Below are 21156 nucleotides of genomic sequence, written 5' to 3' on the forward strand. Positions count from 1 at the left end.
GATGTCGTCTCCGCACGCTGCGACGAGAGTGCACCTTCCTGCGCTGTCCCGGCTGAAACAGCGCAACAGGGGACACACTCGTCGCAGGGTCCGGCAGGGGACATCACCGGCGGATTCGCCCGGCCCGGGCCAGCTCGCGGTTAACCATTGGGGCGTGTCGCTGACCAGCGGTAAACTGGCAACAGTACGACGGCAGCCAGCCGTCTTGAAAACACGGAAAGCAGGCACAAACTCCACGTGACGCCCCGCGACACGACCGCTGACTCGTCGGCCACCACATCGGAATCTGTCCGCAGCAGCATCACTGTTCCGCCCGACATCATCGTGGGCCTGCTCGGCTCCGCTGATGAGAATCTGCGGGCACTCGAGAGACTTCTGACCGCCGACATCCACGCCCGCGGCAACGAGATCACCTTCACCGGCGAACCTGCCGACGTGGCATTGGCCGAACGTGTGGTTGCCGAACTGATCGCCGTCGCCTCCAGCGGGCAGGCGGTGACACCCGAGGCGGTGCGGCACAGCGTCGCGATCCTCACCGGCACCGAAGACGAGTCGCCGGCCGAGGTGCTGACGCTCGACATCCTGAGCCGCCGCGGCAAGACCATCCGGCCCAAGACGCTCAACCAGAAGCGCTACGTCGACGCCATCGATGCGCACACCATCGTGTTCGGTATCGGCCCGGCAGGTACCGGCAAGACGTACCTGGCGATGGCCAAGGCGGTCAGCGCCCTGCAGACCAAACAGGTCAGCCGGATCATCCTGACCCGCCCCGCGGTGGAAGCCGGTGAGCGCCTTGGTTTCCTGCCCGGCACGTTGAGCGAGAAGATCGACCCGTACCTTCGGCCGCTGTACGACGCACTGCACGACATGATGGATCCCGAGCTCATTCCGAAGCTGATGAGCGCCGGGGTGATCGAGGTCGCACCGCTGGCGTACATGCGGGGAAGGACGTTGAACGACGCGTTCATCATCCTCGACGAGGCGCAGAACACCACCGCCGAACAGATGAAGATGTTCCTGACCCGTCTCGGGTTCGGATCCAAAGTCGTTGTCACCGGCGACATCACGCAGGTGGACCTGCCCGGCGGCAACACCTCGGGCCTGCGCGCGGCAATGAACATCCTCGACGGTATCGACGACATCCATTTCGCCGAACTCACCAGCGCCGACGTGGTCCGCCACCGCCTGGTGTCCGAGATCGTCGACGCCTACGCCCGACACGAGGAGCCGGCCTTGCTCAACCGTGCCCAGCGCCGTTCGTCGAACGGACGGCCGCGCCGATGAGCATCGAGGTGTCCAACGAGTCCGGTATCGACGTCTCCGAGGACGAACTGATCAGCGTCGCGCGCTTCGTCATCGCCAAGATGGACGTGCACCCGGCGGCCGAGCTCTCGATGGTGCTCCTGGACAGTGCGGCGATGGCCGACCTGCACATGCGTTGGATGGACCTGCCAGGGCCCACCGACGTGATGAGCTTCCCGATGGACGAGCTGGAGCCCGGGGGACGGCCGGACTCACCCGAGCCGGGCCCGTCCATGCTGGGCGACATCGTCTTGTGCCCGGAGTTCGCCGAGCAGCAGGCCGCCAAGGCCGGGCACTCGCTCGGTCAGGAGCTGGCTCTGCTGACCGTGCACGGGGTGCTGCATCTGCTCGGCTACGACCATGCCGAGCCGGACGAGGAAAAAGAGATGTTCGCGCTGCAGCGTCAGCTGCTCGAGGAATGGGTGGCTGATCAGGTCGAGGCCTATCACGCCGACCGGCAGAGCCAGAAGGACCAGCGCCTGCTGCACAAGTCCCGTTACTTCGATGATTTCAACCACGGCGACAATCCGTGACAGGCCTACTCCCACTGCTCGGCGCCGTGGTGCTGGTCGGGTTCGGTGGTCTCTTCGCGGCCATCGACGCCGCGCTGTCCACCGTCTCGATCGCGCGGATCGAAGAGCTGGTCCGTGAGGAACGTCCCGGCGCCGCACGGCTCAGCCGGGTAGTCGCCGAACGGCCCCGTTACATCAATCTTGTTGTGCTGCTGCGGATCACCTGCGAGATCAGCGCCACCGTCCTGCTCGTGTCCTTCCTCGACGGGCACCTCGGCGTCAGCTGGGGTCTGGTGGCCTCGGCCGCGATCATGGTGGTGACGAGCTTCGTGGCCATCGGTGTCGGCCCCCGCACGGTCGGCAGGCAGAACGCCTACTCCATCGCGCTGATCTCGGCGCTGCCGCTGCAGGCGATCTCGGTGTTGCTCACCCCGATCAGCCGACTGCTGGTGCTGATCGGTAATGCGCTCACCCCGGGCCGCGGCTTCCGCAACGGACCGTTCGCCTCCGAGATCGAGCTGCGTGAGGTCGTCGACCTGGCTCAGCAGCGCGGCGTGGTGGCCGACGAGGAACGCCGGATGATCCAGTCGGTGTTCGAGCTCGGCGACACCCCGGCTCGCGAGGTCATGGTTCCGCGCACCGAGATGGTCTGGATCGAGAGTGATAAATCAGCAGGTCAAGCGACGTCGTTGGCGGTGCGCAGCGGGCACTCCCGCATCCCGGTGATCGGCGAGAACGTCGACGACATCGTCGGCGTGGTCTACCTGAAAGACCTTGTCCAGCAGACCTATTACTCGACCAACGGTGGCCGTGACACCAACGTCGCGCAGGTGATGCGCCCGGCGGTGTTCGTCCCCGACTCCAAACCACTCGACGAACTGCTCAACGAGATGCAGCGCGACCGCAACCACATGGCCCTGCTCGTGGACGAATACGGTGCGATCGCCGGCCTGGTCACCATCGAGGACGTGCTGGAGGAGATCGTCGGCGAGATCGCCGACGAGTACGACACCGACGAGGTGGCCCCGGTCGAAGACCTCGGTGACCGGCACTACCGGGTGTCGGCGCGGCTGCCGATCGAAGACCTCTGCGAACTCTACGAAATGGAGGCGGACGAGGACCTCGACGTGGACACCGTCGGCGGCCTGGTGGCATTCGAATTGGGCCGGGTGCCGCTTCCCGGCGCCGAAGTGACATGGGACGGCCTGCGGCTGCGGGCTGAGGGTGGTTCCGACCATCGTGGACGGGTGCGGATCGGCACGGTCCTGGTCAGCCCGACTGAATCTGAGAAACAGGAGACCCGAGGTACCGATGACTGAGCTCGACGCGGAAGACAACAAGCTCGTGGTGCTGGCCCGCGGGGCGATGGGCCGCGCCGAGGCGTCCACGGGTGCGGCGGTGCGCGATCAGGACGGCCGCACCTACGCCGGCGCCCCGGTGACCCTGGCCGCGCTGCAACTGACCGCGCTGCAAGCAGCGGTGGCGGCCGCGGTGTCCAGCGGTGCCACGGGGCTCGAGGCCGCGGTGCTGGTCGGCGGTGCCGTTGACGACGCAGGCGTCGCCGCGGTGCGGGAACTGTCCGCCGACGCCGCCGTGATCGTCACCGACCGGGCGGGACAACCGCTGTGACACCGGAGTTCCGTTCGGGCTTCGTCTGTTTCGTCGGCCGGCCCAACACCGGCAAGTCGACGCTGACCAACGCGCTGGTGGGCCAGAAGGTCGCAATCACCTCGAACCGGCCGCAGACCACCCGGCACACCATCCGTGGCATCGTGCACCGCGAGGACTTCCAGATCATCCTGGTCGACACCCCAGGGCTGCACCGGCCGCGCACCCTGCTCGGGCAGCGGCTCAACGACCTGGTCAAGGACACCTATTCCGAGGTGGACGTCATCGGTCTGTGCATCCCCGCCGATGAGCGCATCGGTCCCGGTGATCGCTGGATATATCAGCAGATCCGCGCGGTGGCGCCCAAGACCACGCTGATCGCCGTCGTCACCAAGATCGACAAGGTGCCTAAAGAGCGGGTAGCCGAACAGCTGATGGCCGTCAGCGAACTCCTCGGGCCCGACGCCGACATCGTGCCGGTGTCGGCTACCGCCAACGAACAACTCGATGTGCTCACCGACGTCCTCGTCTCCAAACTTCCGCCGGGGCCTGCTTACTACCCCGACGGCGAACTCACCGACGAGCCCGAGGAAGTACTGATGGCCGAGCTCATCCGCGAGGCAGCGCTGGAAGGCGTGCGCGACGAGCTTCCGCACTCGTTGGCGGTGGTCATCGAGGAGGTTGAAGAACGTGAAGGGCGTGACGATCTGATCGACGTGCACGCGATCCTCTACGTCGAGCGTGACAGCCAGAAGGGCATCGTGATCGGCAAGGGCGGCGCCCGCTTGCGCGAAGTCGGCACCGCCGCGCGGACTCAGATCGAAAAGCTGCTCGGCACAAAGGTTTATCTCGACCTACGGGTCAAGATCGCCAAGAACTGGCAGCGCGATCCCAAACAGCTGGGCCGACTGGGCTTCTGACGAGCCTGACGGCTCGGCGTCTACTTCATCAACACGACGACCATGGCCACGATCACGACCATGGCGAGTGTGACGCCCACTATTGCCAACAAGGCGAGGACGCGGGCTCTCGGGGTGTCGCCGAAACTACGTGCTGAGCGGCCCACGGCGAGAAGCATGACCCCCTCCAGAACCCGCCAGACCCCCGAGTTGCCGTTGTCCCGTTCGGCAGAGGGCTGCGGGACGCCCGGCGGAGGGTAATACGGCTGGTATGGCTGGGCACCGTACTGCTGGTAGGGCTGAGCGGGCGGGTAGCCACCGTTGGGTGGGACGTACGGTGGGTTTCCATAGCCATACGGTCCGGGCTGAACCGGCGGCGCCGGTGGATACGACCCCGGCGGAGGTTGCTGAGGCTGGTACGGATCCGGATAGCTCACTGCGGCACTCCCCTTGCCCAAATTTGAACGTCGACCAAACGCTACACGACCGACAACGGGGGTCCGATCAGCAGTTCGGCTGCCCGTCAAGGGAGTTGATCGCTGCCGCGGCCTGGGACGCATCCGTCTGCGCCGGGGCACTCCACCAGATCTCGGGTTGTTTGGCCGCCCAACCGGTGATCGCCTCCAGCTCGGCGGCCAGTGAAATCAGCAGCGGCTCACTGTCGGCCGGTCCCATCAACTGGACGCCGATCGGCAGCCCGTCGGAGGTGAAGCCCGCGGGCACATTGATCGACGGCCAGCCCAGCAGGTTCCACGGCCAGGTCACCGGGCAGGCGGCGATGGAGCTGCGTTCGGTGGCAGACCATCCCCGCCGGTCGAATTCGTGTGTGAGCGGGGGAGGTTGGGCCGTGGTCGGCGCGATGATGACGTCGACGAGGTTGAAGATCCAGGACATCCGCCGCTGCACAGCGGCTTCGTGTGCCCGGGCCTTGCGCAGCACGTGCTGTGACAACAGCCGACCGATCCTCATGTTGACCAGGGTGCGCTCGTCGTAGGACACCTCTCCGAGCCGCTCGGTCCAGTCGAGTAGCCCCGCGGTGGAGCGGGCCAGGAAATCCCATGACATCCGCAGGCTGTAGTTGGGGTCTTTGGTCACCACGGTGTGGCCCAGCTGCCCGAGCTGATCGGCGACGGTCTGCAATGCATCGCGGATCTGAGGGTGCAGCGTGGCGGGGAAACCGGTGAACGGGAACTTCGTCGACATGGCCACGCGCAATGGTCCGGGGGCGCGGGCGACATGCTCGGCGGCTTGGATCGGCGCCGGCTTGTGGAGGTCGCCCTCGGCGTTACCCGACGCGGCGTCGAGCACCAGTGCCGCATCGGTGACCGTGCGGGCCAGCACCCCGTTGACCGTGATGCCGTTGAACGCCTCGGGCAGCGGCCAGGTGGAGATGCGTCCACGCTGCGGTTTGATACCGACCAGGTGCGTCCACGCCGCGGGGATGCGGACACTGCCTGCACCGTCGGATCCGATGGCCGCGGTCACCAGGCCCGCGGCGACGGCGGCAGCACTGCCGCCCGAGGACCCGCCCGGGCTGTGCCTGCGCGACCAGGGGTTGCGGGTGTGCCCGAAGCCCGGACCGCCGGTGAACGGCCACTGGCCGAGTTCGCAGGTGTTGGTCTTGCCGACGATCACCGCGCCGGCGGCCTTCAGTCGGCGCACCACTTCAGCGTCGTCTGCGGCGACGCGGGTGGAGCCGTCGGTGCCGAACCGGGTGGGCACCCCGGCGACGTCGACATCATCTTTGACCGCGATCGGGATTCCCAGCAGTGGGAGTTGTTTGCCGGCCGCGCGAGCCGTGTCGGCCTTGGCGGCGTCGGCCAGCGCCTGCTCGGTCAGTACGACACGGAACGCGTTGAGGGTGGACTGGCTCGCGGTGATGGCGTGTAAGGACTGACGTACCAGTTCTTCAGATGTGACTGCGCCGCTGGCAAGTTGATAGAGCTGATTGGTCAGGGTCGGAAAGGGGGTCGACGGTATGACAGAACCAGGGTCGGAAGTCGCGGATTTGGCCATCACTTTCGAGAATATCGGCGGTGCATAACGGAACCTGTCCGGCCATGGTGCGACACTGTCACGATGCGGCTGTACCGGGACCGGGCGGTGGTACTGCGCCAGCACAAGCTCGGCGAGGCCGACCGGATTGTCACCCTGCTCACCCGCGACCATGGTTTGGTGCGCGCGGTGGCCAAGGGGGTCCGGCGTACCCGCAGCAAGTTCGGTGCGCGGCTTGAGCCGTTTGCCCACATCGACGTGCAGCTGCATCCGGGACGCAACCTCGACATCGTCACCCAGGTGCAGGCCATCGACGCGTTCGCCGCCGACATCGTCAGTGACTACGGCCGCTACACCAGTGCGTGCGCGATGTTGGAGACCGCCGAGCGGCTGGCCGGGGAGGAGCGGGCACCGATGCCCGACCTGCACCGGCTCACGGTGGCCGCGCTGCGGGCCATCGCCGACGGGCGTCGGGCCCGCGAACTGGTCCTGGACTCCTACCTGCTGCGGGCGATGACGATCGCGGGGTGGGCGCCGGCGCTGACCGAGTGCGCGCGCTGCGCCGCGCCGGGGCCGCACCGGGCATTCCACGTCGCCGCCGGAGGCAGTGTGTGCGTGCACTGTCGGCCCAGTGGATCCAGCACCCCGCCGCAGCAGGTATTGGAGCTGATGTCGGCGCTGCACGAGGGCGACTGGGAGTATGCCGAGGCCTCCTCGTCGGGGCATCGCAGTCAGGCCAGTGGCCTGATCGCGGCGCATCTGCAATGGCACCTGGAGCGCCAGCTGCGGACATTGCCTCTGGTCGAGCGGGTGTACCGCATCGATCGGACAGTCGCCGAGCAGCGCGCGACGCTGGTCGGGCAGGATATGGGCCATGGCATTGACGAAGGACGGGAAGCGGGGCAAGTCGACCTACCCACAGCTGCCCCCGGCGCCTGAGGACTATCCGGTCTTCCCGGACACCTCGACCTGGCCCGTCGTCTTCCCGGAGATCCCGGCCGGCACCAATGGCCGCTTCGCTCGCCCGCCTCAGCACACCTCCAAGGCCGTCGCGCCACGGATTCCTGCCGACCAGGTGCCCAATCACGTCGCCGTGGTGATGGACGGCAATGGCCGGTGGGCCACCCAGCGCGGCCTGGGCCGCACCGAAGGGCACAAGATGGGCGAGGCGGTGCTGATCGACATCACCTGCGGCGCCATCGAACTGGGCATCAAACACCTCAGCGTCTACGCGTTCTCCACGGAGAACTGGAAGCGCAGCACCGAAGAGGTTCGGTTCCTGATGGGCTTCAACCGCGAGGTGGTGCGCCGCCGCCGGGAGAACCTGAACGCCATGGGCGTGAACATGCGCTGGGTCGGGTCACGGCCCAGGATGTGGCGCAGTGTCATCAAGGAGTTCGACATCGCCGAGGAGATGACGGTCGGCAACGACGTCATCACCGTCAACTACTGCGTGAACTACGGCGGGCGCACCGAACTCGTCGAGGCCGCACAGGCACTGGCCGCCGAAGCCGCCGAGGGGAAGATCAACCCGAGCCGGATCAGTGAGGCATCTTTCGCCAAGCATCTGCACCGCCCTGACATCCCGGACGTGGACCTGTTCATCCGGACGTCGGGGGAGCAGCGCGCCAGCAACTTCCTGCTGTGGCAGTCGGCCTACGCCGAATTCGTGTTCCAGGACAAGCTGTGGCCGGATTACGATCGGCGCGATCTGTGGGCCGCGTGCGAGGAGTATGTGAACCGCAACCGTCGCTTCGGCAGGGCCTGAGATGCCCGGCCTACTGCAGCGGCTGTCCTCGGCGCTCGGCGAGGTGATGTCCGTCGTCGAGGAAGAGGACAGCGCGCTGACGGTGACGGTCGACGGTTCGGTGGCCTCGGTGCGGGTGGTGGCGATCGCCGAGGACCTGGAGATGGTCTCGCTGACCCAGCCGTTGGCCTGGGATCTGCCGCTGAACAACAAGATTCGCGAACGGGTATCCGACCATGCCAGCAAGACCATGCTGGGCACGGTCGTGTTGGTGGAGAAACTGGTCGAGACACCGACCAACGGCGCGACACCGAAGGGCGCTGCCCGCAAGCGGCCGGCCAAGAAGGTTGCCGACGTGATGCTGCGCTACAACTTCCCGGCGGCCGGGCTCACCGACGACGCGCTGCGCACGCTGATCCTGATGGTTCTGGCCACCGGTGCCGATGTGCGCCGGGACCTGATGTCGTGACCGCACCGGTCATCCGCATCGTCGCGGCCGTGGTGCTCGATGAGCACGACCGGTTGCTGGTGGTCCGCAAGCGCGGCACGACGGCATTCATGCAGCCGGGCGGAAAGATCGAGCCCGGGGAGCAGCCGATCGACGCGCTGGCCCGGGAGATCCGTGAGGAACTCGGGGTCGGATTGTCCGAGTCGCGTGCACTCGGCCACCACACTGCGCCGGCCGCCAACGAACCAGGTCATCAGGTGGCCGCGGACCTGTTTCTTGTCCGCCTGGACGGCGAGCCGCGGCCGCAGGCCGAGATCGCCGAGATGACGTGGATCGACCCGCAGACGCCGGGCGACATCGAGTTGGCGCCGCTGACCGAGCGCGCGGTGCTCACATTGGTGCGCGATCCTTAGGGCCCCTGGACTTCGATGCGCTTATGCCGAGGATTGCAGCCACCAGGTAGCTGCGAACTTCCACCTAGAGCATGTCTAATCAATGTGAATGGTGTTGCGGGCCCATGGGAGACCTTCGACATGGCGCAGTCGTCAGAACCGAGGATCGGCCACTCACGACCTGGCCGCGGTCTCGCCGACGCACTCGCCACACGTCCCGAAGATCTCGATGGTGTGGCTGACGTCGGAGAAACCGTGTTCGCGGGCCACGTCGGCGGCCCAGGTCTCGACCTGGCCTCCGGAAATCTCGACAGTCGCCCCGCAGGCCCGACACACCAGATGGTGATGATGGTCCTCCGAGCAGCGCCGGTAGACCGACTCACCGGTATCTGTGCGCAACGTGTCGACGTTGCCGGTGGTCGCCATGGTCTGCAGGGTGCGGTACACCGTGGTCAGGCCGATGGCCTGGCCGCGACGGCGCAGCTCGTCGTGCAACTCCTGGGCTGATCGGAATCCGTCGGTCTCGTTGAGCAGGTCGGCGATGGCCGCGCGCTGCCGGGTGGACCGGACCGCGCCCGTCACCGCGGTTCCTCGCTGGCGTGGGCGACAGCGTCGGCGACGATGTGGGCCAGGTGGTGGTCGACGAGGTGGTAGAGCACCTCACGTCCCGCGCGCTCGCTGGCCACCACCCCGGCCTGCTTGAGAATCCGCAGGTGCTGGCTCACCAGGGGCTGCGGTACGGCCAGTGCGTCGACCAATTCGTGGACGCAGCGTTGAGACTGCTGCAGCTGCAGGACGATGGCGATGCGCAGCGGAGCGGCCAGCGCACGCAGCAACTCGCCTGCGGAGTCGAGCACCTCGCGCGACGGCATTTCCAACGCCGGGCCAGCGCTGTGCTCGCGTGCGTCGTCGTGTTGATTCACCGTGGTATTGGAAATCGTTTCGATTACGGGTCAGAATACATGCACGTTATCGCATGTCAACTGCACCCGCGGCCCCGGCGGATTATCGCTGGCGGCGGGCTGGTCGCTACTCTGATGCACCGTGGCATCCATCATCGATACCGTTGCGAACCTGGCTAAACGCCGTGGCTTGGTCTTCCAGTCCGGTGAGATCTACGGCGGCACCAAGTCCGCGTGGGATTACGGCCCGCTCGGTGTCGAGCTCAAGGAGAACATCAAGCGCCAGTGGTGGAAGTCCATGGTCACCGGGCGCGACGATGTCGTCGGCCTGGAAAGCGCGATCATCCTGCCGCGCCAGGTGTGGGTGGCCTCCGGCCACGTCGACGTCTTCAACGACCCGCTGGTGGAGTGCCTGAACTGCCACAAGCGCCACCGGCAGGACCACATGCAGGAGGCGTACGCGGCCAAGAAGGGTCTCGATGACCCCGACTCGGTGCCGATGGACGAGATTGTCTGCCCCGACTGCGGCACCAAGGGTCAGTGGACCGAGCCGCGTGACTTCAACATGATGCTCAAGACCTACCTCGGCCCGATCGAGTCCGAGGAGGGTCTGCACTACCTGCGTCCGGAGACGGCCCAGGGCATCTTCGTCAACTTCGCGAACGTGGTCACCACCGCGCGCAAGAAGCCGCCGTTCGGCATCGGCCAGATCGGCAAGAGCTTCCGCAACGAGATCACGCCCGGCAACTTCATCTTCCGCACCCGCGAGTTCGAGCAGATGGAGATGGAGTTCTTCGTCGAACCCTCGACCGCAGGCGAGTGGCACAAGTACTGGATCGAGACCCGGCTGCAGTGGTACGTCGACCTCGGTATCAACCGGGACAATCTGCGCCTGTACGACCACCCCAAGGAGAAGCTGTCGCACTACTCCGACGGCACCGTCGACATCGAGTACAAGTTCGGTTTCGGCGGCAACCCGTGGGGTGAGCTGGAAGGCATCGCCAACCGCACCAACTTCGACTTGTCCACGCACGCAAAGCATTCCGGTGTGGACCTGTCGTTCTACGACCAGGGCACCGACACCCGCTACGTGCCGTACGTGATCGAGCCGGCAGCCGGCCTGACCCGCTCGCTGATGGCATTCCTGGTCGACTCCTACACCGAGGACGAGGCCCCCAACGCCAAGGGCGGGGTGGACAAGCGCACCGTGCTCAAGCTCGACCCGCGTCTGGCCCCGGTCAAGGCCGCGGTGCTGCCGTTGTCGCGTAACGCCGACCTGTCACCCAAGGCCCGCGACCTGGCCGCCGAGCTGCGCAGGAACTGGAACGTCGAGTTCGACGACGCGGGCGCGATCGGCCGGCGCTACCGCCGCCAGGACGAGATCGGCACGCCGTACTGCGTGACGGTCGATTTCGACACCCTGGAGGACAACGCCGTCACCATCCGCGAGCGTGACGCCATGACCCAGGAGCGCATCGCACTGGACAAGGTGTCGGACTACCTGGCGGTGCGGCTCAAGGGCGCCTGACCCTTTCGTCGAGCAGCTGCGCCGGGACGTCGCCGTCGAGCAGTTCGATCAGCCTCGCCAACAACCCGTCGAGGTGGTGGCCGACCGCGGTGATCGCCGCGTTGCCATAGCTGGCGAACAACAGGCTGGGCTGATCGATTGCAAGCACGGTTCCGTGGGGACCTTCGTACAGCAGCGTTCGCAACGGCGCATGCAGCATGACCGACGGATCGTGGCGGTACATGCGTTCAGCGATGGTGTGGTTGCCCATCAGGTACTCGGTGGATTGCCAGGTGGTACCGGAGCCCACCATTGCCGGCGCGACATCGATCTGAAAGTAGCGCAGGAACCCGTGCGGAGCCTGCTCTTTGGCAATGGCCAGTACCTCGTCCCAGTTCGATGCCGCGGCGAAGGCCGCGGGATCGTATGCGGGCACCAGGGTTTCGTAACGCTGCAGGGCCCGCTCATAGCTGTCGGGCAGGGCCACCAGTAGCCGGCGGCTGAGGTGCTCGACGGCACTGCTGTGCCGCGTCATCGCGGCGTCGCGATCTCGAGAACCACGCGGAAGCGGGCCCGGCCGGACATCATGTGCGCGTAGGCCTTCGGGGCGTCCTCGAAAGGCATCACCTCGATCATGGGGGCGATGCCGGCCGAGAGGCTGAACGCCAGATTGTCCTCGTTCTCGACGGCCGACCCGGTGAGGCTGCCGACGATGCTGCGGCCTCCGAAGATCAGGTCGGCGGTGTTGACCTCGATGGGGTCCGGTGCGGCACCGACGACGACCAGTTGACCGCGGGGGCGCAACCCGGCCACGAGCGGACTCATCGAGGCACCGCTGGCCGCGGTGGCAACGATGGCCGCCGCACCGCCCAGGGAGGTCAGCGCCGCACCGGGATCCTCAGCAGCGCTGTCGATGTAGTGATCAGCCCCCAGAGTCGTTGCCAGGTCGGCCTTCTCGGAACCGCGGGCGATCGCGGCGACTCGATAGCCGAGTTTCTTGGCGTACTGCACGCCCAGATGTCCCAGCCCGCCCAGGCCCTGGACACCGATCAGCGCACCATGCGGAGCCGACGTCGTGCGAAGCGCGTTGAACACCGTGACACCCGCGCACAACAGGGGAGCGGCGGTGATCGCATCGAGCTCGTCGGGCACCCGCACCAGGCCGGTGGACCGGGCGTAGACCATCTCGGCATAGCCGCCGTCCGCGTTGGTGCCGGGGAGCGGCTGATCGGTGCAATTGACGAAATCGCCTCGGCGGCAGTACTCGCATTCGTTGCACTGCCCGCCGAGGAATCCCACACCGACCCGGTCACCGACGCTCCACGCGGTGACCCCGTCGCCCACCGCGTCCACGATCCCGACGATCTCGTGACCGGGGACCACTGGCTGTTGCGGATCGGGTCGCTGGCCCTCGACGGCGAGGAAATCACTGTGGCACACCCCGCAGGCGTGTACCCGGATCCGGACCTGGCCGTATCCGGGAGGAACCACCTCGCGTTCGACGAGTTCGAACTGTTGTTGGCCCGTCACCTGATAGGCGCGATATGTCGACATGGCGGCGCCTGCCTACGAGGCCTGGAACAGGGGCGCGTGCACCTGCCGGGTCAATTCGTCGGCGAGGACTTCCGGTGCGCCGGAGACGATCCCGTCGACGATCTGGCGAGCGACGTCGGCCGGGTCGTTCTTGGGGACGTCGAGATCGGCGATCATCGATGTGTCGGTGTACCCGAGATACACGCCGATCACATCGGTGTCCTGCCCACTCAGTTCCGCGCGCAGAGAGTTGGTCGCCGACCACAGCGCCGCTTTCGAGACGCCGTAGGCGCCGTAGCCGGGCAGCCAGGACAGCACCGAAGCGATGTTGACGAGCGTGCCGCCGGCCAGCTGGGGGGCGAAGGCTCTCGTCACATGCAAGGGGCCGAACAGGTTGGTTTCCAGTACAGAGCGGATTTCGTCGAGGTCGCTGTGCAGCAGTGACTTTCCGCCGGTCACGCCGGCATTGTTGACCACGATGGTGGCGTCGCCGGCGAGTGCGGCCAGCCGCGCGACGGAATCACCGTCGGTGACCTCGGCTTCGACGACGACCACCCTGGGGTCGGTGCTGGGCTCGGGACGTCGGCTGGTGGCATAGACCTTGGCGGCACCGCGAACGAGGAGTTCGTCCACGATCGCCTTGCCCAGCCCTTTCTGGCCACCGGTTACCACTGCCGTTGCACCTTGGATCTGTCGGGACATTGGATTCTCCTTCGAGCTCGTTGACTGCGCCAACGTCACCTTCAAGGTAGAACAGCTGGGTAGGTATTCCCAACCCAGATAGAATTCTTGTATGCGCACTGATCCGTGGTCCGACGACGTCTGCCCGATCGCCCGCACCATGTCGGTGCTCGGCCAGCGTTGGGCGATCCTGATCATTCGCGAAGCACTACTCGGCCGCTCGCGATTCTCGGAGTTCCGGCAGCGGCTGGGCATCGCCTCAGACGTGCTGAGCGCGCGGTTGTCCGAACTGGTCGAGGCCGGCATCATGCAGGTCGTCGACTACCAGGAGCCTGGCGACCGCACCCGCAGCCGCTACGTGCTCACCGACGCCGGCCATGAACTGGTCTCGGTGCTCGCTGCAATCGGCCAATGGGGTCACGTTCATCGGCCGCGTCCGCACAGCAGTCAGTACCGGTTCATCGACACCGACACCGGAGAACCTGTCCGAATCGGTTTCCAGCGCAAGGACGGCACGGCGGTGCCGCGCGGGCAGGTCAGCCTTCAGGACCGGACCGGCTAGAAGCGACCGCCACCGCCGCCGTAGCTGCGGCCCGACGAATGCGACGCGCCGCCGTAGGAGGTCGGGCGGCCCATGCTGCGGCCACCGCCCCAGCTGCCCCCGTACCCGCCGCCGAAGCCGCCACCGCCGCGCAGGACGTTTCCAATGAGGATGCCGCCGAGCACCGCACCGATATCGGACCCGCCGCCACCGCCGTACTGCGAGGTGTAGGACCGCTGTGCGGCTCGCACGTCATCGTTGGCCAGGCCCTGCGCCTGCGCGGCTAGCGTCGACGCCCCGTTGGCGTGCGCCACCGCCTCGGTGGGATTCTCGGCGCGCTTGGCTTCGGCGGCCTGCAGCTGCCGTTGCGCCTCGGCCAGCCGGGTGCGGGCCTCCGGGCCGATGCTGCCGCGCCGGGTTTCGATGAAGTCCGACACGGCCTTGATCCGTGACTGGGCGGTGAACAGGGCCTGCTCCAGAGCCCGGGCGAGCCGCTCGGCGGCCTCCTGCTGTTCGTGCACGCCGGCCAGCAGCTGGTCGAGTTCGGCGTCGGCCTTGGTCAGCCGGGTGAATGTGCCCAGCGGATCGGCCTTCCCGTCGGCCGTCGCATCGTCGGCAGCCCTCATCGCGGCGTCACGGGCTGCTCCGAGCTTGTCGGCCTGCGGCGTGCCGGGTTGCGCCAACAGTGAATTCGCCTGGTCGATACCGGCTTGGATGTCGGTGATGGCCGCGGGCAGACCGGCCAGTGCCCGGTTGATATCGGAGGCCGCGCTGTCCACTGCGTCGAGCAGGGTGCGGGTCTGATCGAGGGCCGACTCGGCTGAGCGCACCGCGTCCACCAGCGCGGTCTGGTCGGACGCGGGCCGGGACACCAGGCCGCGGGCCGAGGTGATGCTGCGATCGGCGAACGCCAACCGCTCTTTGGCCGTGTCCACGTTGGTCGCCACCGAAGTCAGCGCGGTCGCGTCGAACTGGGTGCGCAGGTTGTCCAGGGCCTGTCGGGACGGGTCGATGCGGGCGGTCAGGTCGACCATCTGCTGGGTCATGGCATCCAGCCGGGTCGGGGCGTTGATCACCAGATCGCGCAGTTGCTCGAACGCCTGGCTCTGGGCATCGAGCTCACGGTCGGCCCTGGCCGCCGACACCACCACCCGGGTCAGCATCTCGCGCTGTTGCAGTGGCGTCTCGGGTGCATCGTCATCGAGGGTCTGGCGCACGTTGAAGGCTTGGGCCAGGGCGGTTTTCGCGTTCGCCAGGGCCGCGCTGAACGGTTCGGTGCGTTTGGCCCCGAACTCCTCGACGGCCAGTTCGAGCTCGGCCTCACTGGTGCGCACGGCATTGTCGACGTCGACGACGATCGAGCGGGACAGCTCGTCGAGCGCCTCCAGCGGCACAGCGGCCAATGCGGCGGCGTCGGTCGGATCGACCCGCTTGGCGGCCTCGAACTCGGCGTGGCGGCGCTTGGCCTGGCGCCGGCGCGACCACCACCACAACAGGCCGGCCAGCACCAGTACCACGCCGAGGGCGATCAGCATGCCGGGCCACGAAATACTCGTTGCCGCAGGAGATTCCGGTTCAGAGTTCAATCCGTTGGCCGCCGCGATGGCCGCGCCGGCCCAGTCGTCACGACGCAGGGCAGGGGTGACGCTGTCGCGCCGGATGTCGTCGGCGCGGGCCGAGTCGGTGACGGTGGAGGGGACCTGGAAGGAGAACGCCCGGTCCACCGTGGCGACCGCGAGCAGCGCGTCGTCGTCACCGAAATCGCTCAGCCGAATGGTGTTCCGTGCCCAGTCGGACTGGTTCTGACCGGAGAAATCCTCGGTGAAGATCACCCAGAGCTTCACGTGACGTTCGTCGTAGAGCTTGTCGATGGCGCGCTGCACGTTGCCGCGCTGGGCCGCCGAGAGCACCCCGGCGTTGTCGGTGAGCTGGGTGGGCAACCGCAACGGCGGTTCGGCGGCAGCGCCGGGGGCGACCAGCAGTCCGGTCATCAGGATCGCGAGCAGCATGGACAGCAGACGGGCGATGCGCATGACCGTCAATCTAGTGCGCTGCGGGGTCTCAGCGTCGCTTCCTGGCAGACTGTGCGTCGGTGAACGCGGATACGCAGGCCTGCTACAGCGACTTCGACCGGCAACGTCTGGTGGTCGAGGCGCCCAAGGGTGCTGCGCTGCCCGGAACCGACACCGAGCACAGAACCGCCTTCGCCCGCGACCGGGCCCGCGTGCTGCACAGCGCGGCGCTGCGGCGGCTGGCCGACAAGACGCAGGTGGTCGGCCCGCGGCACGGCGACACCCCGCGCACCCGCCTCACCCATTCGCTCGAGGTTGCCCAGATCGGCCGCGGTATGGCGATCGGACTCGGCTGCGATCCCGACCTGGTGGACCTGGCCGGCCTGGCCCATGACATCGGGCATCCGCCCTACGGACACAACGGTGAGCGCGCTCTCGACGAGATCGCCAAACCGTTCGGCGGGTTCGAGGGCAATGCGCAGAATTTCCGGATCCTCACCCGGCTGGAACCCAAAGTCCTTGATGCCGAAGGGCGTTCGGCCGGACTCAACCTGTCCCGGGCCGCCCTGGACGCGGTGGCCAAGTATCCGTGGCCCAGCTTCGGCACCCGCAAGAAATACGGCTTCTACGACGACGACGCGGATGCCGCCGCCTGGGTGCGTGCCGGCGCTCCCGCCGAACGGCCGTGCCTGGAGGCCCAGGTGATGGACTGGGCCGACGACGTCGCCTATTCGGTGCACGACGTCGAGGACGGAGTCATCTCCGGACGCATCGACCTGCGGGTGCTCGGCGATCCCGGTGCCGCCGCCTCACTGGCGGATCTGGGCGCCCGGTCCTTTCCCACTGTCAGTCACGACGACCTGTTGGCCGCCGCCGAGCGGCTGTCGCAGGTTCCGGTGGTGGCCGCGGTCGGCAAGTACGACGGAACCTTGGCGTCCTCGGTCGCGCTGAAGACCCTGACCAGTGAACTCGTGGGCCGTTTTGCCAACGCGGCGATCACGCGGACCCGGGCAGTCGCCGGGGACAAGCCGCTGAGGAGGTTCGACGCCGAGCTATCGGTGCCGCCGCTGGTGCGCGCCGAGGTGGTGTTGCTCAAGATGCTGGCGCTGCAGTTCATCATGTCCGATCACCGGCATCTGCAGATCCAGGCCGACCAGCGCACGCTCATCCACGAGGTCGCCCTCGCGTTGTGGGCGCAGGCTCCGGGCAGCCTGGACCCGCAGTTCGCGCCCGAGTTCGACCTCGCAGCCGACGACGGAGCCCGGCTGCGGGTGGTGGTCGATCAGATCGCGTCCTACACCGAGAGCCGGTTGGAGAGAGTGCACGAGGCGCGCTCGCCCAGACCTCTAGAATGAGCCGGTGGCCGGCCGGATTTCAGATCGCGATATCGCGGCCATCCGTGAAAAAGTTCGGATCGAAGATGTCGTCGGCGACTACGTCCAGCTGAGGCGGGCCGGGGCAGACTCGATGAAGGGCCTGTGCCCGTTCCACGACGAGAAGTCCCCGTCGTTCCACGTGCGACCGAACCATGGTCACTTCCATTGCTTCGGCTGTGGCGAGGGCGGCGACGTGTACGCCTTCATCCAGAAGATCGAGCACGTCAGCTTCGTCGAGGCGGTCGAATTGCTGGCCGACAAGGTCGGCTACACCGTCACCTACACCGGGGCGTCGACCACCAACGTCCAGCGCGACCGGGGCAGCCGCAGCCGGTTGCTGGCCGCCAACGCCGCGGCCCAGGAGTTCTACGCCCAGGCGCTGACCTCAGACGAAGCGGCCGAGGCGCGCAAGTACCTGACCGAGCGCAACTTCGACGCCGCCGCGGCCGCCCAGTTCGGCTGTGGCTTCGCACCCTCGGGCTGGGACACGTTGACAAAGCACCTGCGGCGCTTGGGTTTCGAGTTCAAGGAGCTGGAGGCGGCCGGGCTCAGCCGCGAGGGTAAGCGCGGGCCCATGGACCGGTTCCATCGTCGGCTGCTGTGGCCGATCCGGGTGTCCTCGGGTGAGACCATCGGCTTCGGCGCACGCCGGTTGTTCGACGACGACCAGAACCAGGCCAAGTACGTCAACACCCCCGAGACCGTGCTCTATAAGAAGTCTCAGGTGCTGTTCGGGCTGGACCGTGCCAAACGTGACATCGCCAAGGGGCATCAGGCCGTCGTCGTCGAGGGCTATACCGATGTGATGGCCATGCACATGGCCGGGGTGACCACCGCTGTGGCGTCGTGCGGCACCGCGTTCGGCGAGCAGCACCTGTCGATGCTGCGCCGGCTGATGATGGACGACAACTTCTTCCGCGGCGAGCTGATCTACGTGTTCGACGGTGACGCCGCCGGCCAGGCCGCCGCGGTGAAAGCGTTCGAGGGCGAGCAGAACCTGTCCGGGCAGTCTTTCGTGGCAGTGGCCCCCGACGGCATGGACCCGTGCGATCTTCGGCTGCGTTCCGGTGACAGCGCGGTGCGCGACCTGGTGGCACGGCGAACTCCGTTGTTCGAGTTCGTGATTCGCAGCGCACTGACCGAACACGACCTCGACAGTGCCGAGGGCCGGGTGGCGGCGCTGCGGCGCTGCGTGCCGATGGCGGCGCGGATCAAGGACCAGACGCTGCGCGACGAGTACGCCAGGCAGCTGGCGGGGTGGGTCGGCTGGGACAACGTCGCACAGGTGCTCGGCCGGGTGCGGGAGGAAGCCAGCGGCGGCCGCAAGGACTCGCGGCGTCAGCCCGCCCGCCAACAGGCCCGTCCTGCGGCTGTCCCCGTGCAGCGGCCCGACCCGACAGATCCGACGCTGTGGCCGCAGCGCGAGGCGCTCAAGGCCGCTCTGCAGTATCCGGCGATCGCCGGGCCGGTGTTCGACTCGCTGACCGTCGAGAGCTTCACCCATCCCGGGTACGCGGCGGTGCGTTCGGCGATGGAGGCGGCGGGCGGCGTGGCGTCGGGTAGATCCGGGGCCCAGTGGATCGAGGCCGTCCGCGAGCAGACCACGTCCCCGGCGGCGGCCAGCCTGGTCAACGAACTGGGTGTGGAGGCCATCAACGTCGAGGACGACGAGCACCTGCCGCGCTACATCAGCAGCGTGCTGGCCCGGCTGCAGGAAGTGTGGGTGGGCCGCCAGATCGCCGAGGTGAAGTCCAAGCTGCAACGCATGTCGCCGGTGGAACAGGGAGACGAATATCACGCCCTGTTCGGTGACCTGGTGGCCATGGAGTCCTACCGGCGCAGCCTGCTCGAACAGGCCAGCGGCGACGACCTGACTGCGTGATCAGCCACATCGCGATAGGGTGAGGCGCAGTCGGGCCCCTACACGCGAAAGAGGCAAACCCGGTGACACTGTTCAGCACGAAGACACGGCGCTACGTCGCAGTCGGCGCATTCGCGCTGGCCACGGGGGCTGCTGCGGCGGTCCCGGCGTTCCTCGCGACGTCCGCGTCCGGCCCCGAGGTCTCGGCACAGCCGGCCTGCCTGGCCTGGTTCGGGAACAAGGAGGACGGCAAGTGCCTGTCCTACTCCAACGGGATGCCCGCCAACATCGGAACGCCGTGGGTCGGCACCGGCGGCAACGGCGGATTCGTCACCGGGCCGCTGCTGCCGGGTACGTCGATCAATCAGGGGATCGGTTAGCCCCTACCAGCGAGTTTTCGCCGAACCGTCGGTGCTCTCCTTTGTGGAGAACACCGACGTTTCTGCGTCTATGGGTGTCAGTGTGAGGAACTGCGGGTCAGGTGAGACCTGCTTGGCGATCTTGCGTCGTCCGGCGTCGATCACCGCCTTGGTGGCCGGATTGGCGGCCACCGCGCGGTAGGTACTGGCGATCTGCTCGTAGCGGCGTCGCCCGGCCTTGGCACCCAGCACGTAGCCGACGGCGATCACGGCGGCATAGCGGATCACAGTGTTCCTCCCACACGGCAGCGTTTGTGTGCTCCATCCTGCCTCACCGGCGCCCCGGCGCGCCCGTCTGGGAGCGAGTTGGCGGCAGCGGCGGTCCGTGCGCTAGAGTCAACGCTCGGCCGCGGAGCTTCCGCGGAAGGTAGTCCCCTGTAGCTCAATTGGCAGAGCTCCCGACTGTTAATCGGGCGGTTGATGGTTCGAGTCCATCCGGGGGAGCAAGTTCTCCAAAGCCCAGTGTTACGACTGGGGCCGGGTCTGGGCCTGACGGGCCGCCTGGGTAAGTGCCTCCATCAGTGGATTGGACGCAGTGGCGAGAGCTTTCCGCTCCTCTTCGGACAGTTGGTAGAACGTCCACACGCCCCAGGCCGCGGGCCGCACGTACACCGTCACCTGTTGGCGGTTGTTGGCCAGCACGGCGGGGACGGGTACGGCGCGATCGAGGGTGGCCGCGCTGGCCATCTCCTCGGCGATCTGTTGGACGTTGACCGATTCCTGCAGTTGGTACAGCACAGCCTTGTTGGCGGGGCCTTCCATGGCGAGGAACCAAGCCATCAGTGTCTCCTTGGGGTCAGTGGTCGCACGCGGTGGTCCTTTGACGGGTCGCGAGCCGGATCGTGGGTCAGATCGCAAACAGTGTCACCTATCGGCGCGCCGCCGTCAGCCCACTCGCTGAGCCGGTCTTATTCGCTACCCTCGAGGCGTGTATCCACGGCTGATCGCCATCGTCGCCCTCATCGGTCTCCTCGCGGTTGGTTGCGGCTGGAAACCGTCGTCCGCGCCACCGCCGAAACCCGATACCTGCGCACCGACCGACGGTCCCAGCGCTGACACGATCGCGGATCAGATCGCGAAGCTGCCGGCACCTGCCGCGGGTAAGGAATGGACCCAGATCGGCGCCGGGCACACCACCAACTGCCGCCTGTACTGGGTGCAGGTGGGCCAGACCAACCCCGAGCCCAACAGCGTCGGGCAGCTGCTGTTCTTCGACCGGCAGACCCCCATCGGCCCGGCGACCCCGGAGCCGCGCCCCTACATCAATGTGGTCACCAACGCCGATGACAGTGTGGTGGTGAACTACCAGTGGCAGCAGGGCCATGATTCGCCCAAGTCGCCGACCGGTATCGCCACCGTGCGGTTCCGGATCGGGGACGACGGCAAACTCGTTGCCGTCGACCCGATTCCGAAGCCCTGAG

General features: G+C 67.1%; 25 protein-coding genes and 1 tRNA gene. 16 read left to right on the top strand and 10 right to left on the bottom strand.

All coding sequences use genetic code 11. The features are described from left to right. Window positions 1-237: 237 nt before the first annotated feature. Genes ACNQR1_RS15245 through era form a run of 5 tightly spaced genes read left to right on the top strand, consistent with a single transcriptional unit; the run spans window position 238 to window position 4342 of the window. Entirely contained in the window at window positions 238-1284 is a 1047-nt protein-coding gene (locus ACNQR1_RS15245; protein WP_418047043.1) for a PhoH family protein, read from the top strand. Continuing rightward, on the top strand, window positions 1281-1835 hold the full coding sequence (gene ybeY / locus ACNQR1_RS15250) for an rRNA maturation RNase YbeY (RefSeq protein WP_418047044.1): 555 nt from the start codon (window positions 1281-1283) through the stop codon (window positions 1833-1835). Before ACNQR1_RS15245 ends, ybeY begins: the two co-directional genes overlap by 4 nt. Next, complete coding sequence (locus ACNQR1_RS15255; RefSeq protein WP_418047045.1) at window positions 1832-3133, top strand: hemolysin family protein; 1302 nt, start codon at window positions 1832-1834, stop codon at window positions 3131-3133. Before ybeY ends, ACNQR1_RS15255 begins: the two co-directional genes overlap by 4 nt. Continuing rightward, window positions 3126-3443, top strand: a complete 318-nt coding sequence (locus ACNQR1_RS15260) for a cytidine deaminase (protein WP_418047046.1) — start codon at window positions 3126-3128, stop codon at window positions 3441-3443. Before ACNQR1_RS15255 ends, ACNQR1_RS15260 begins: the two co-directional genes overlap by 8 nt. Continuing rightward, window positions 3440-4342, top strand: coding sequence for a GTPase Era (gene era, locus ACNQR1_RS15265; protein WP_418047047.1), 903 nt, complete (start codon window positions 3440-3442; stop codon window positions 4340-4342). The genes ACNQR1_RS15260 and era overlap by 4 nt, the downstream gene beginning before the upstream one ends. A gap of 20 nt (window positions 4343-4362) precedes the next feature. Here era and ACNQR1_RS15270 read toward each other — a convergent pair whose 3' ends face one another. Continuing rightward, window positions 4363-4758: a hypothetical protein gene (locus ACNQR1_RS15270; RefSeq protein ID WP_418047048.1), complete on the bottom strand. Its 396-nt coding sequence runs from the start codon at window positions 4756-4758 to the stop codon at window positions 4363-4365. Between the two features lie 67 nt (window positions 4759-4825). Further along, window positions 4826-6337: an amidase gene (locus ACNQR1_RS15275; protein ID WP_418047049.1), complete on the bottom strand. Its 1512-nt coding sequence runs from the start codon at window positions 6335-6337 to the stop codon at window positions 4826-4828. A gap of 63 nt (window positions 6338-6400) precedes the next feature. On the opposite strand from ACNQR1_RS15275, the gene recO reads away from it, so the two are divergent. From recO to ACNQR1_RS15295, 4 genes are read left to right on the top strand one after another with little or no spacing between them, the layout of a single operon-like run. After that, on the top strand, window positions 6401-7255 hold the full coding sequence (gene recO / locus ACNQR1_RS15280; RefSeq protein WP_418047050.1) for a DNA repair protein RecO: 855 nt from the start codon (window positions 6401-6403) through the stop codon (window positions 7253-7255). Next, window positions 7191-8084 carry a decaprenyl diphosphate synthase gene (locus ACNQR1_RS15285; protein ID WP_418047051.1) on the top strand — a complete coding sequence of 298 codons (894 nt, stop codon included), beginning with the start codon at window positions 7191-7193 and terminating at the stop codon, window positions 8082-8084. Before recO ends, ACNQR1_RS15285 begins: the two co-directional genes overlap by 65 nt. Window position 8085: 1 nt before the next feature. Continuing rightward, window positions 8086-8532 (top strand): hypothetical protein, encoded by a 447-nt coding sequence (locus ACNQR1_RS15290; RefSeq protein WP_211155006.1) that lies wholly within the window; start codon window positions 8086-8088, stop codon window positions 8530-8532. Continuing rightward, window positions 8529-8924: an NUDIX hydrolase gene (locus ACNQR1_RS15295; protein WP_418047052.1), complete on the top strand. Its 396-nt coding sequence runs from the start codon at window positions 8529-8531 to the stop codon at window positions 8922-8924. The genes ACNQR1_RS15290 and ACNQR1_RS15295 overlap by 4 nt, the downstream gene beginning before the upstream one ends. A 153-nt stretch (window positions 8925-9077) precedes the next feature. Here ACNQR1_RS15295 and ACNQR1_RS15300 read toward each other — a convergent pair whose 3' ends face one another. After that, a complete protein-coding gene (locus ACNQR1_RS15300) occupies window positions 9078-9485 on the bottom strand; it encodes a Fur family transcriptional regulator (protein WP_418047053.1) in 408 nt (135 codons plus the stop codon). Then, window positions 9482-9775, bottom strand: coding sequence for an ArsR/SmtB family transcription factor (locus ACNQR1_RS15305; RefSeq protein WP_105367160.1), 294 nt, complete (start codon window positions 9773-9775; stop codon window positions 9482-9484). Before ACNQR1_RS15305 ends, ACNQR1_RS15300 begins: the two co-directional genes overlap by 4 nt. A 172-nt stretch (window positions 9776-9947) precedes the next feature. On the opposite strand from ACNQR1_RS15305, the gene ACNQR1_RS15310 reads away from it, so the two are divergent. After that, window positions 9948-11333 carry a glycine--tRNA ligase gene (locus ACNQR1_RS15310; RefSeq protein ID WP_418047054.1) on the top strand — a complete coding sequence of 462 codons (1386 nt, stop codon included), beginning with the start codon at window positions 9948-9950 and terminating at the stop codon, window positions 11331-11333. Here ACNQR1_RS15310 and ACNQR1_RS15315 read toward each other — a convergent pair. The 3 genes from ACNQR1_RS15315 to ACNQR1_RS15325 are packed head-to-tail and all read right to left on the bottom strand — an operon-like array spanning window position 11320 to window position 13547. Beyond that, window positions 11320-11847: a hypothetical protein gene (locus ACNQR1_RS15315; protein WP_418047055.1), complete on the bottom strand. Its 528-nt coding sequence runs from the start codon at window positions 11845-11847 to the stop codon at window positions 11320-11322. The genes ACNQR1_RS15310 and ACNQR1_RS15315 overlap by 14 nt on opposite strands. Continuing rightward, window positions 11844-12866: an alcohol dehydrogenase catalytic domain-containing protein gene (locus ACNQR1_RS15320; protein ID WP_418047056.1), complete on the bottom strand. Its 1023-nt coding sequence runs from the start codon at window positions 12864-12866 to the stop codon at window positions 11844-11846. The genes ACNQR1_RS15315 and ACNQR1_RS15320 overlap by 4 nt, the downstream gene beginning before the upstream one ends. 12 nt (window positions 12867-12878) lie before the next feature. After that, window positions 12879-13547 (bottom strand): SDR family oxidoreductase, encoded by a 669-nt coding sequence (locus ACNQR1_RS15325; RefSeq protein ID WP_418047057.1) that lies wholly within the window; start codon window positions 13545-13547, stop codon window positions 12879-12881. A gap of 91 nt (window positions 13548-13638) precedes the next feature. Here ACNQR1_RS15325 and ACNQR1_RS15330 point away from each other — a divergent pair, with 91 nt between their 5' ends. Beyond that, entirely contained in the window at window positions 13639-14088 is a 450-nt protein-coding gene (locus ACNQR1_RS15330) for a winged helix-turn-helix transcriptional regulator (protein WP_418047058.1), read from the top strand. Here the strand turns inward: ACNQR1_RS15330 and ACNQR1_RS15335 are convergent. Then, window positions 14085-16100 (bottom strand): TPM domain-containing protein, encoded by a 2016-nt coding sequence (locus ACNQR1_RS15335; RefSeq protein ID WP_418047059.1) that lies wholly within the window; start codon window positions 16098-16100, stop codon window positions 14085-14087. The two genes, ACNQR1_RS15330 and ACNQR1_RS15335, sit on opposite strands and share 4 nt — an antisense overlap. Before the next feature lie 59 nt (window positions 16101-16159). Here ACNQR1_RS15335 and ACNQR1_RS15340 point away from each other — a divergent pair, with 59 nt between their 5' ends. The 3 genes from ACNQR1_RS15340 (at window position 16160) to ACNQR1_RS15350 (ending at window position 19696) form a co-directional block, all read left to right on the top strand. Then, window positions 16160-17434 carry a deoxyguanosinetriphosphate triphosphohydrolase gene (locus ACNQR1_RS15340; RefSeq protein WP_418047060.1) on the top strand — a complete coding sequence of 425 codons (1275 nt, stop codon included), beginning with the start codon at window positions 16160-16162 and terminating at the stop codon, window positions 17432-17434. 4 nt (window positions 17435-17438) lie between these two features. Then, window positions 17439-19337 (top strand): DNA primase, encoded by a 1899-nt coding sequence (gene dnaG / locus ACNQR1_RS15345; RefSeq protein WP_418047061.1) that lies wholly within the window; start codon window positions 17439-17441, stop codon window positions 19335-19337. A 62-nt stretch (window positions 19338-19399) separates the two neighbouring features. Then, window positions 19400-19696 (top strand): hypothetical protein, encoded by a 297-nt coding sequence (locus tag ACNQR1_RS15350; RefSeq protein ID WP_418047062.1) that lies wholly within the window; start codon window positions 19400-19402, stop codon window positions 19694-19696. Window positions 19697-19699: 3 nt separating this feature from the next. Here ACNQR1_RS15350 and ACNQR1_RS15355 read toward each other — a convergent pair whose 3' ends face one another. After that, a complete protein-coding gene (locus ACNQR1_RS15355; RefSeq protein ID WP_418047063.1) occupies window positions 19700-19963 on the bottom strand; it encodes a hypothetical protein in 264 nt (87 codons plus the stop codon). 143 nt (window positions 19964-20106) lie between these two features. Here ACNQR1_RS15355 and ACNQR1_RS15360 point away from each other — a divergent pair. Then, window positions 20107-20179 (top strand) — tRNA-Asn (locus ACNQR1_RS15360). A 21-nt stretch (window positions 20180-20200) separates the two neighbouring features. Here the strand turns inward: ACNQR1_RS15360 and ACNQR1_RS15365 are convergent. Then, a complete protein-coding gene (locus ACNQR1_RS15365) occupies window positions 20201-20515 on the bottom strand; it encodes a hypothetical protein (RefSeq protein WP_418047064.1) in 315 nt (104 codons plus the stop codon). 148 nt (window positions 20516-20663) lie between these two features. On the opposite strand from ACNQR1_RS15365, the gene ACNQR1_RS15370 reads away from it, so the two are divergent. Next, window positions 20664-21155: an LppP/LprE family lipoprotein gene (locus ACNQR1_RS15370; RefSeq protein WP_418047065.1), complete on the top strand. Its 492-nt coding sequence runs from the start codon at window positions 20664-20666 to the stop codon at window positions 21153-21155. The last annotated feature ends 1 nt before the right edge of the window (window position 21156 follow it).

Source organism: Mycobacterium sp. 48b (assembly GCF_048282725.1).
Classification (GTDB): domain Bacteria; phylum Actinomycetota; class Actinomycetes; order Mycobacteriales; family Mycobacteriaceae; genus Mycobacterium.

Bases quoted from the DNA above. Each gene is read 5' to 3' on its own strand.
- ACNQR1_RS15305 (WP_105367160.1), bottom strand. From the start codon at position 9,775: ATGCCGTCGCGCGAGGTGCTCGACTCCGCAGGCGAGTTGCTGCGTGCG.
- ACNQR1_RS15315 (WP_418047055.1), bottom strand. From the start codon at position 11,847: ATGACGCGGCACAGCAGTGCCGTCGAGCACCTCAGCCGCCGGCTACTG.
- ACNQR1_RS15275 (WP_418047049.1), bottom strand. From the start codon at position 6,337: ATGGCCAAATCCGCGACTTCCGACCCTGGTTCTGTCATACCGTCGACC.
- ACNQR1_RS15285 (WP_418047051.1), top strand. From the start codon at position 7,191: ATGGCATTGACGAAGGACGGGAAGCGGGGCAAGTCGACCTACCCACAG.
- ACNQR1_RS15365 (WP_418047064.1), bottom strand. From the start codon at position 20,515: ATGGCTTGGTTCCTCGCCATGGAAGGCCCCGCCAACAAGGCTGTGCTG.
- ACNQR1_RS15330 (WP_418047058.1), top strand. From the start codon at position 13,639: ATGCGCACTGATCCGTGGTCCGACGACGTCTGCCCGATCGCCCGCACC.
- recO (WP_418047050.1), top strand. From the start codon at position 6,401: ATGCGGCTGTACCGGGACCGGGCGGTGGTACTGCGCCAGCACAAGCTC.
- ACNQR1_RS15325 (WP_418047057.1), bottom strand. From the start codon at position 13,547: ATGTCCCGACAGATCCAAGGTGCAACGGCAGTGGTAACCGGTGGCCAG.
- ybeY (WP_418047044.1), top strand. From the start codon at position 1,281: ATGAGCATCGAGGTGTCCAACGAGTCCGGTATCGACGTCTCCGAGGAC.
- ACNQR1_RS15290 (WP_211155006.1), top strand. From the start codon at position 8,086: ATGCCCGGCCTACTGCAGCGGCTGTCCTCGGCGCTCGGCGAGGTGATG.
- ACNQR1_RS15260 (WP_418047046.1), top strand. From the start codon at position 3,126: ATGACTGAGCTCGACGCGGAAGACAACAAGCTCGTGGTGCTGGCCCGC.
- ACNQR1_RS15320 (WP_418047056.1), bottom strand. From the start codon at position 12,866: ATGTCGACATATCGCGCCTATCAGGTGACGGGCCAACAACAGTTCGAA.
- ACNQR1_RS15335 (WP_418047059.1), bottom strand. From the start codon at position 16,100: ATGCGCATCGCCCGTCTGCTGTCCATGCTGCTCGCGATCCTGATGACC.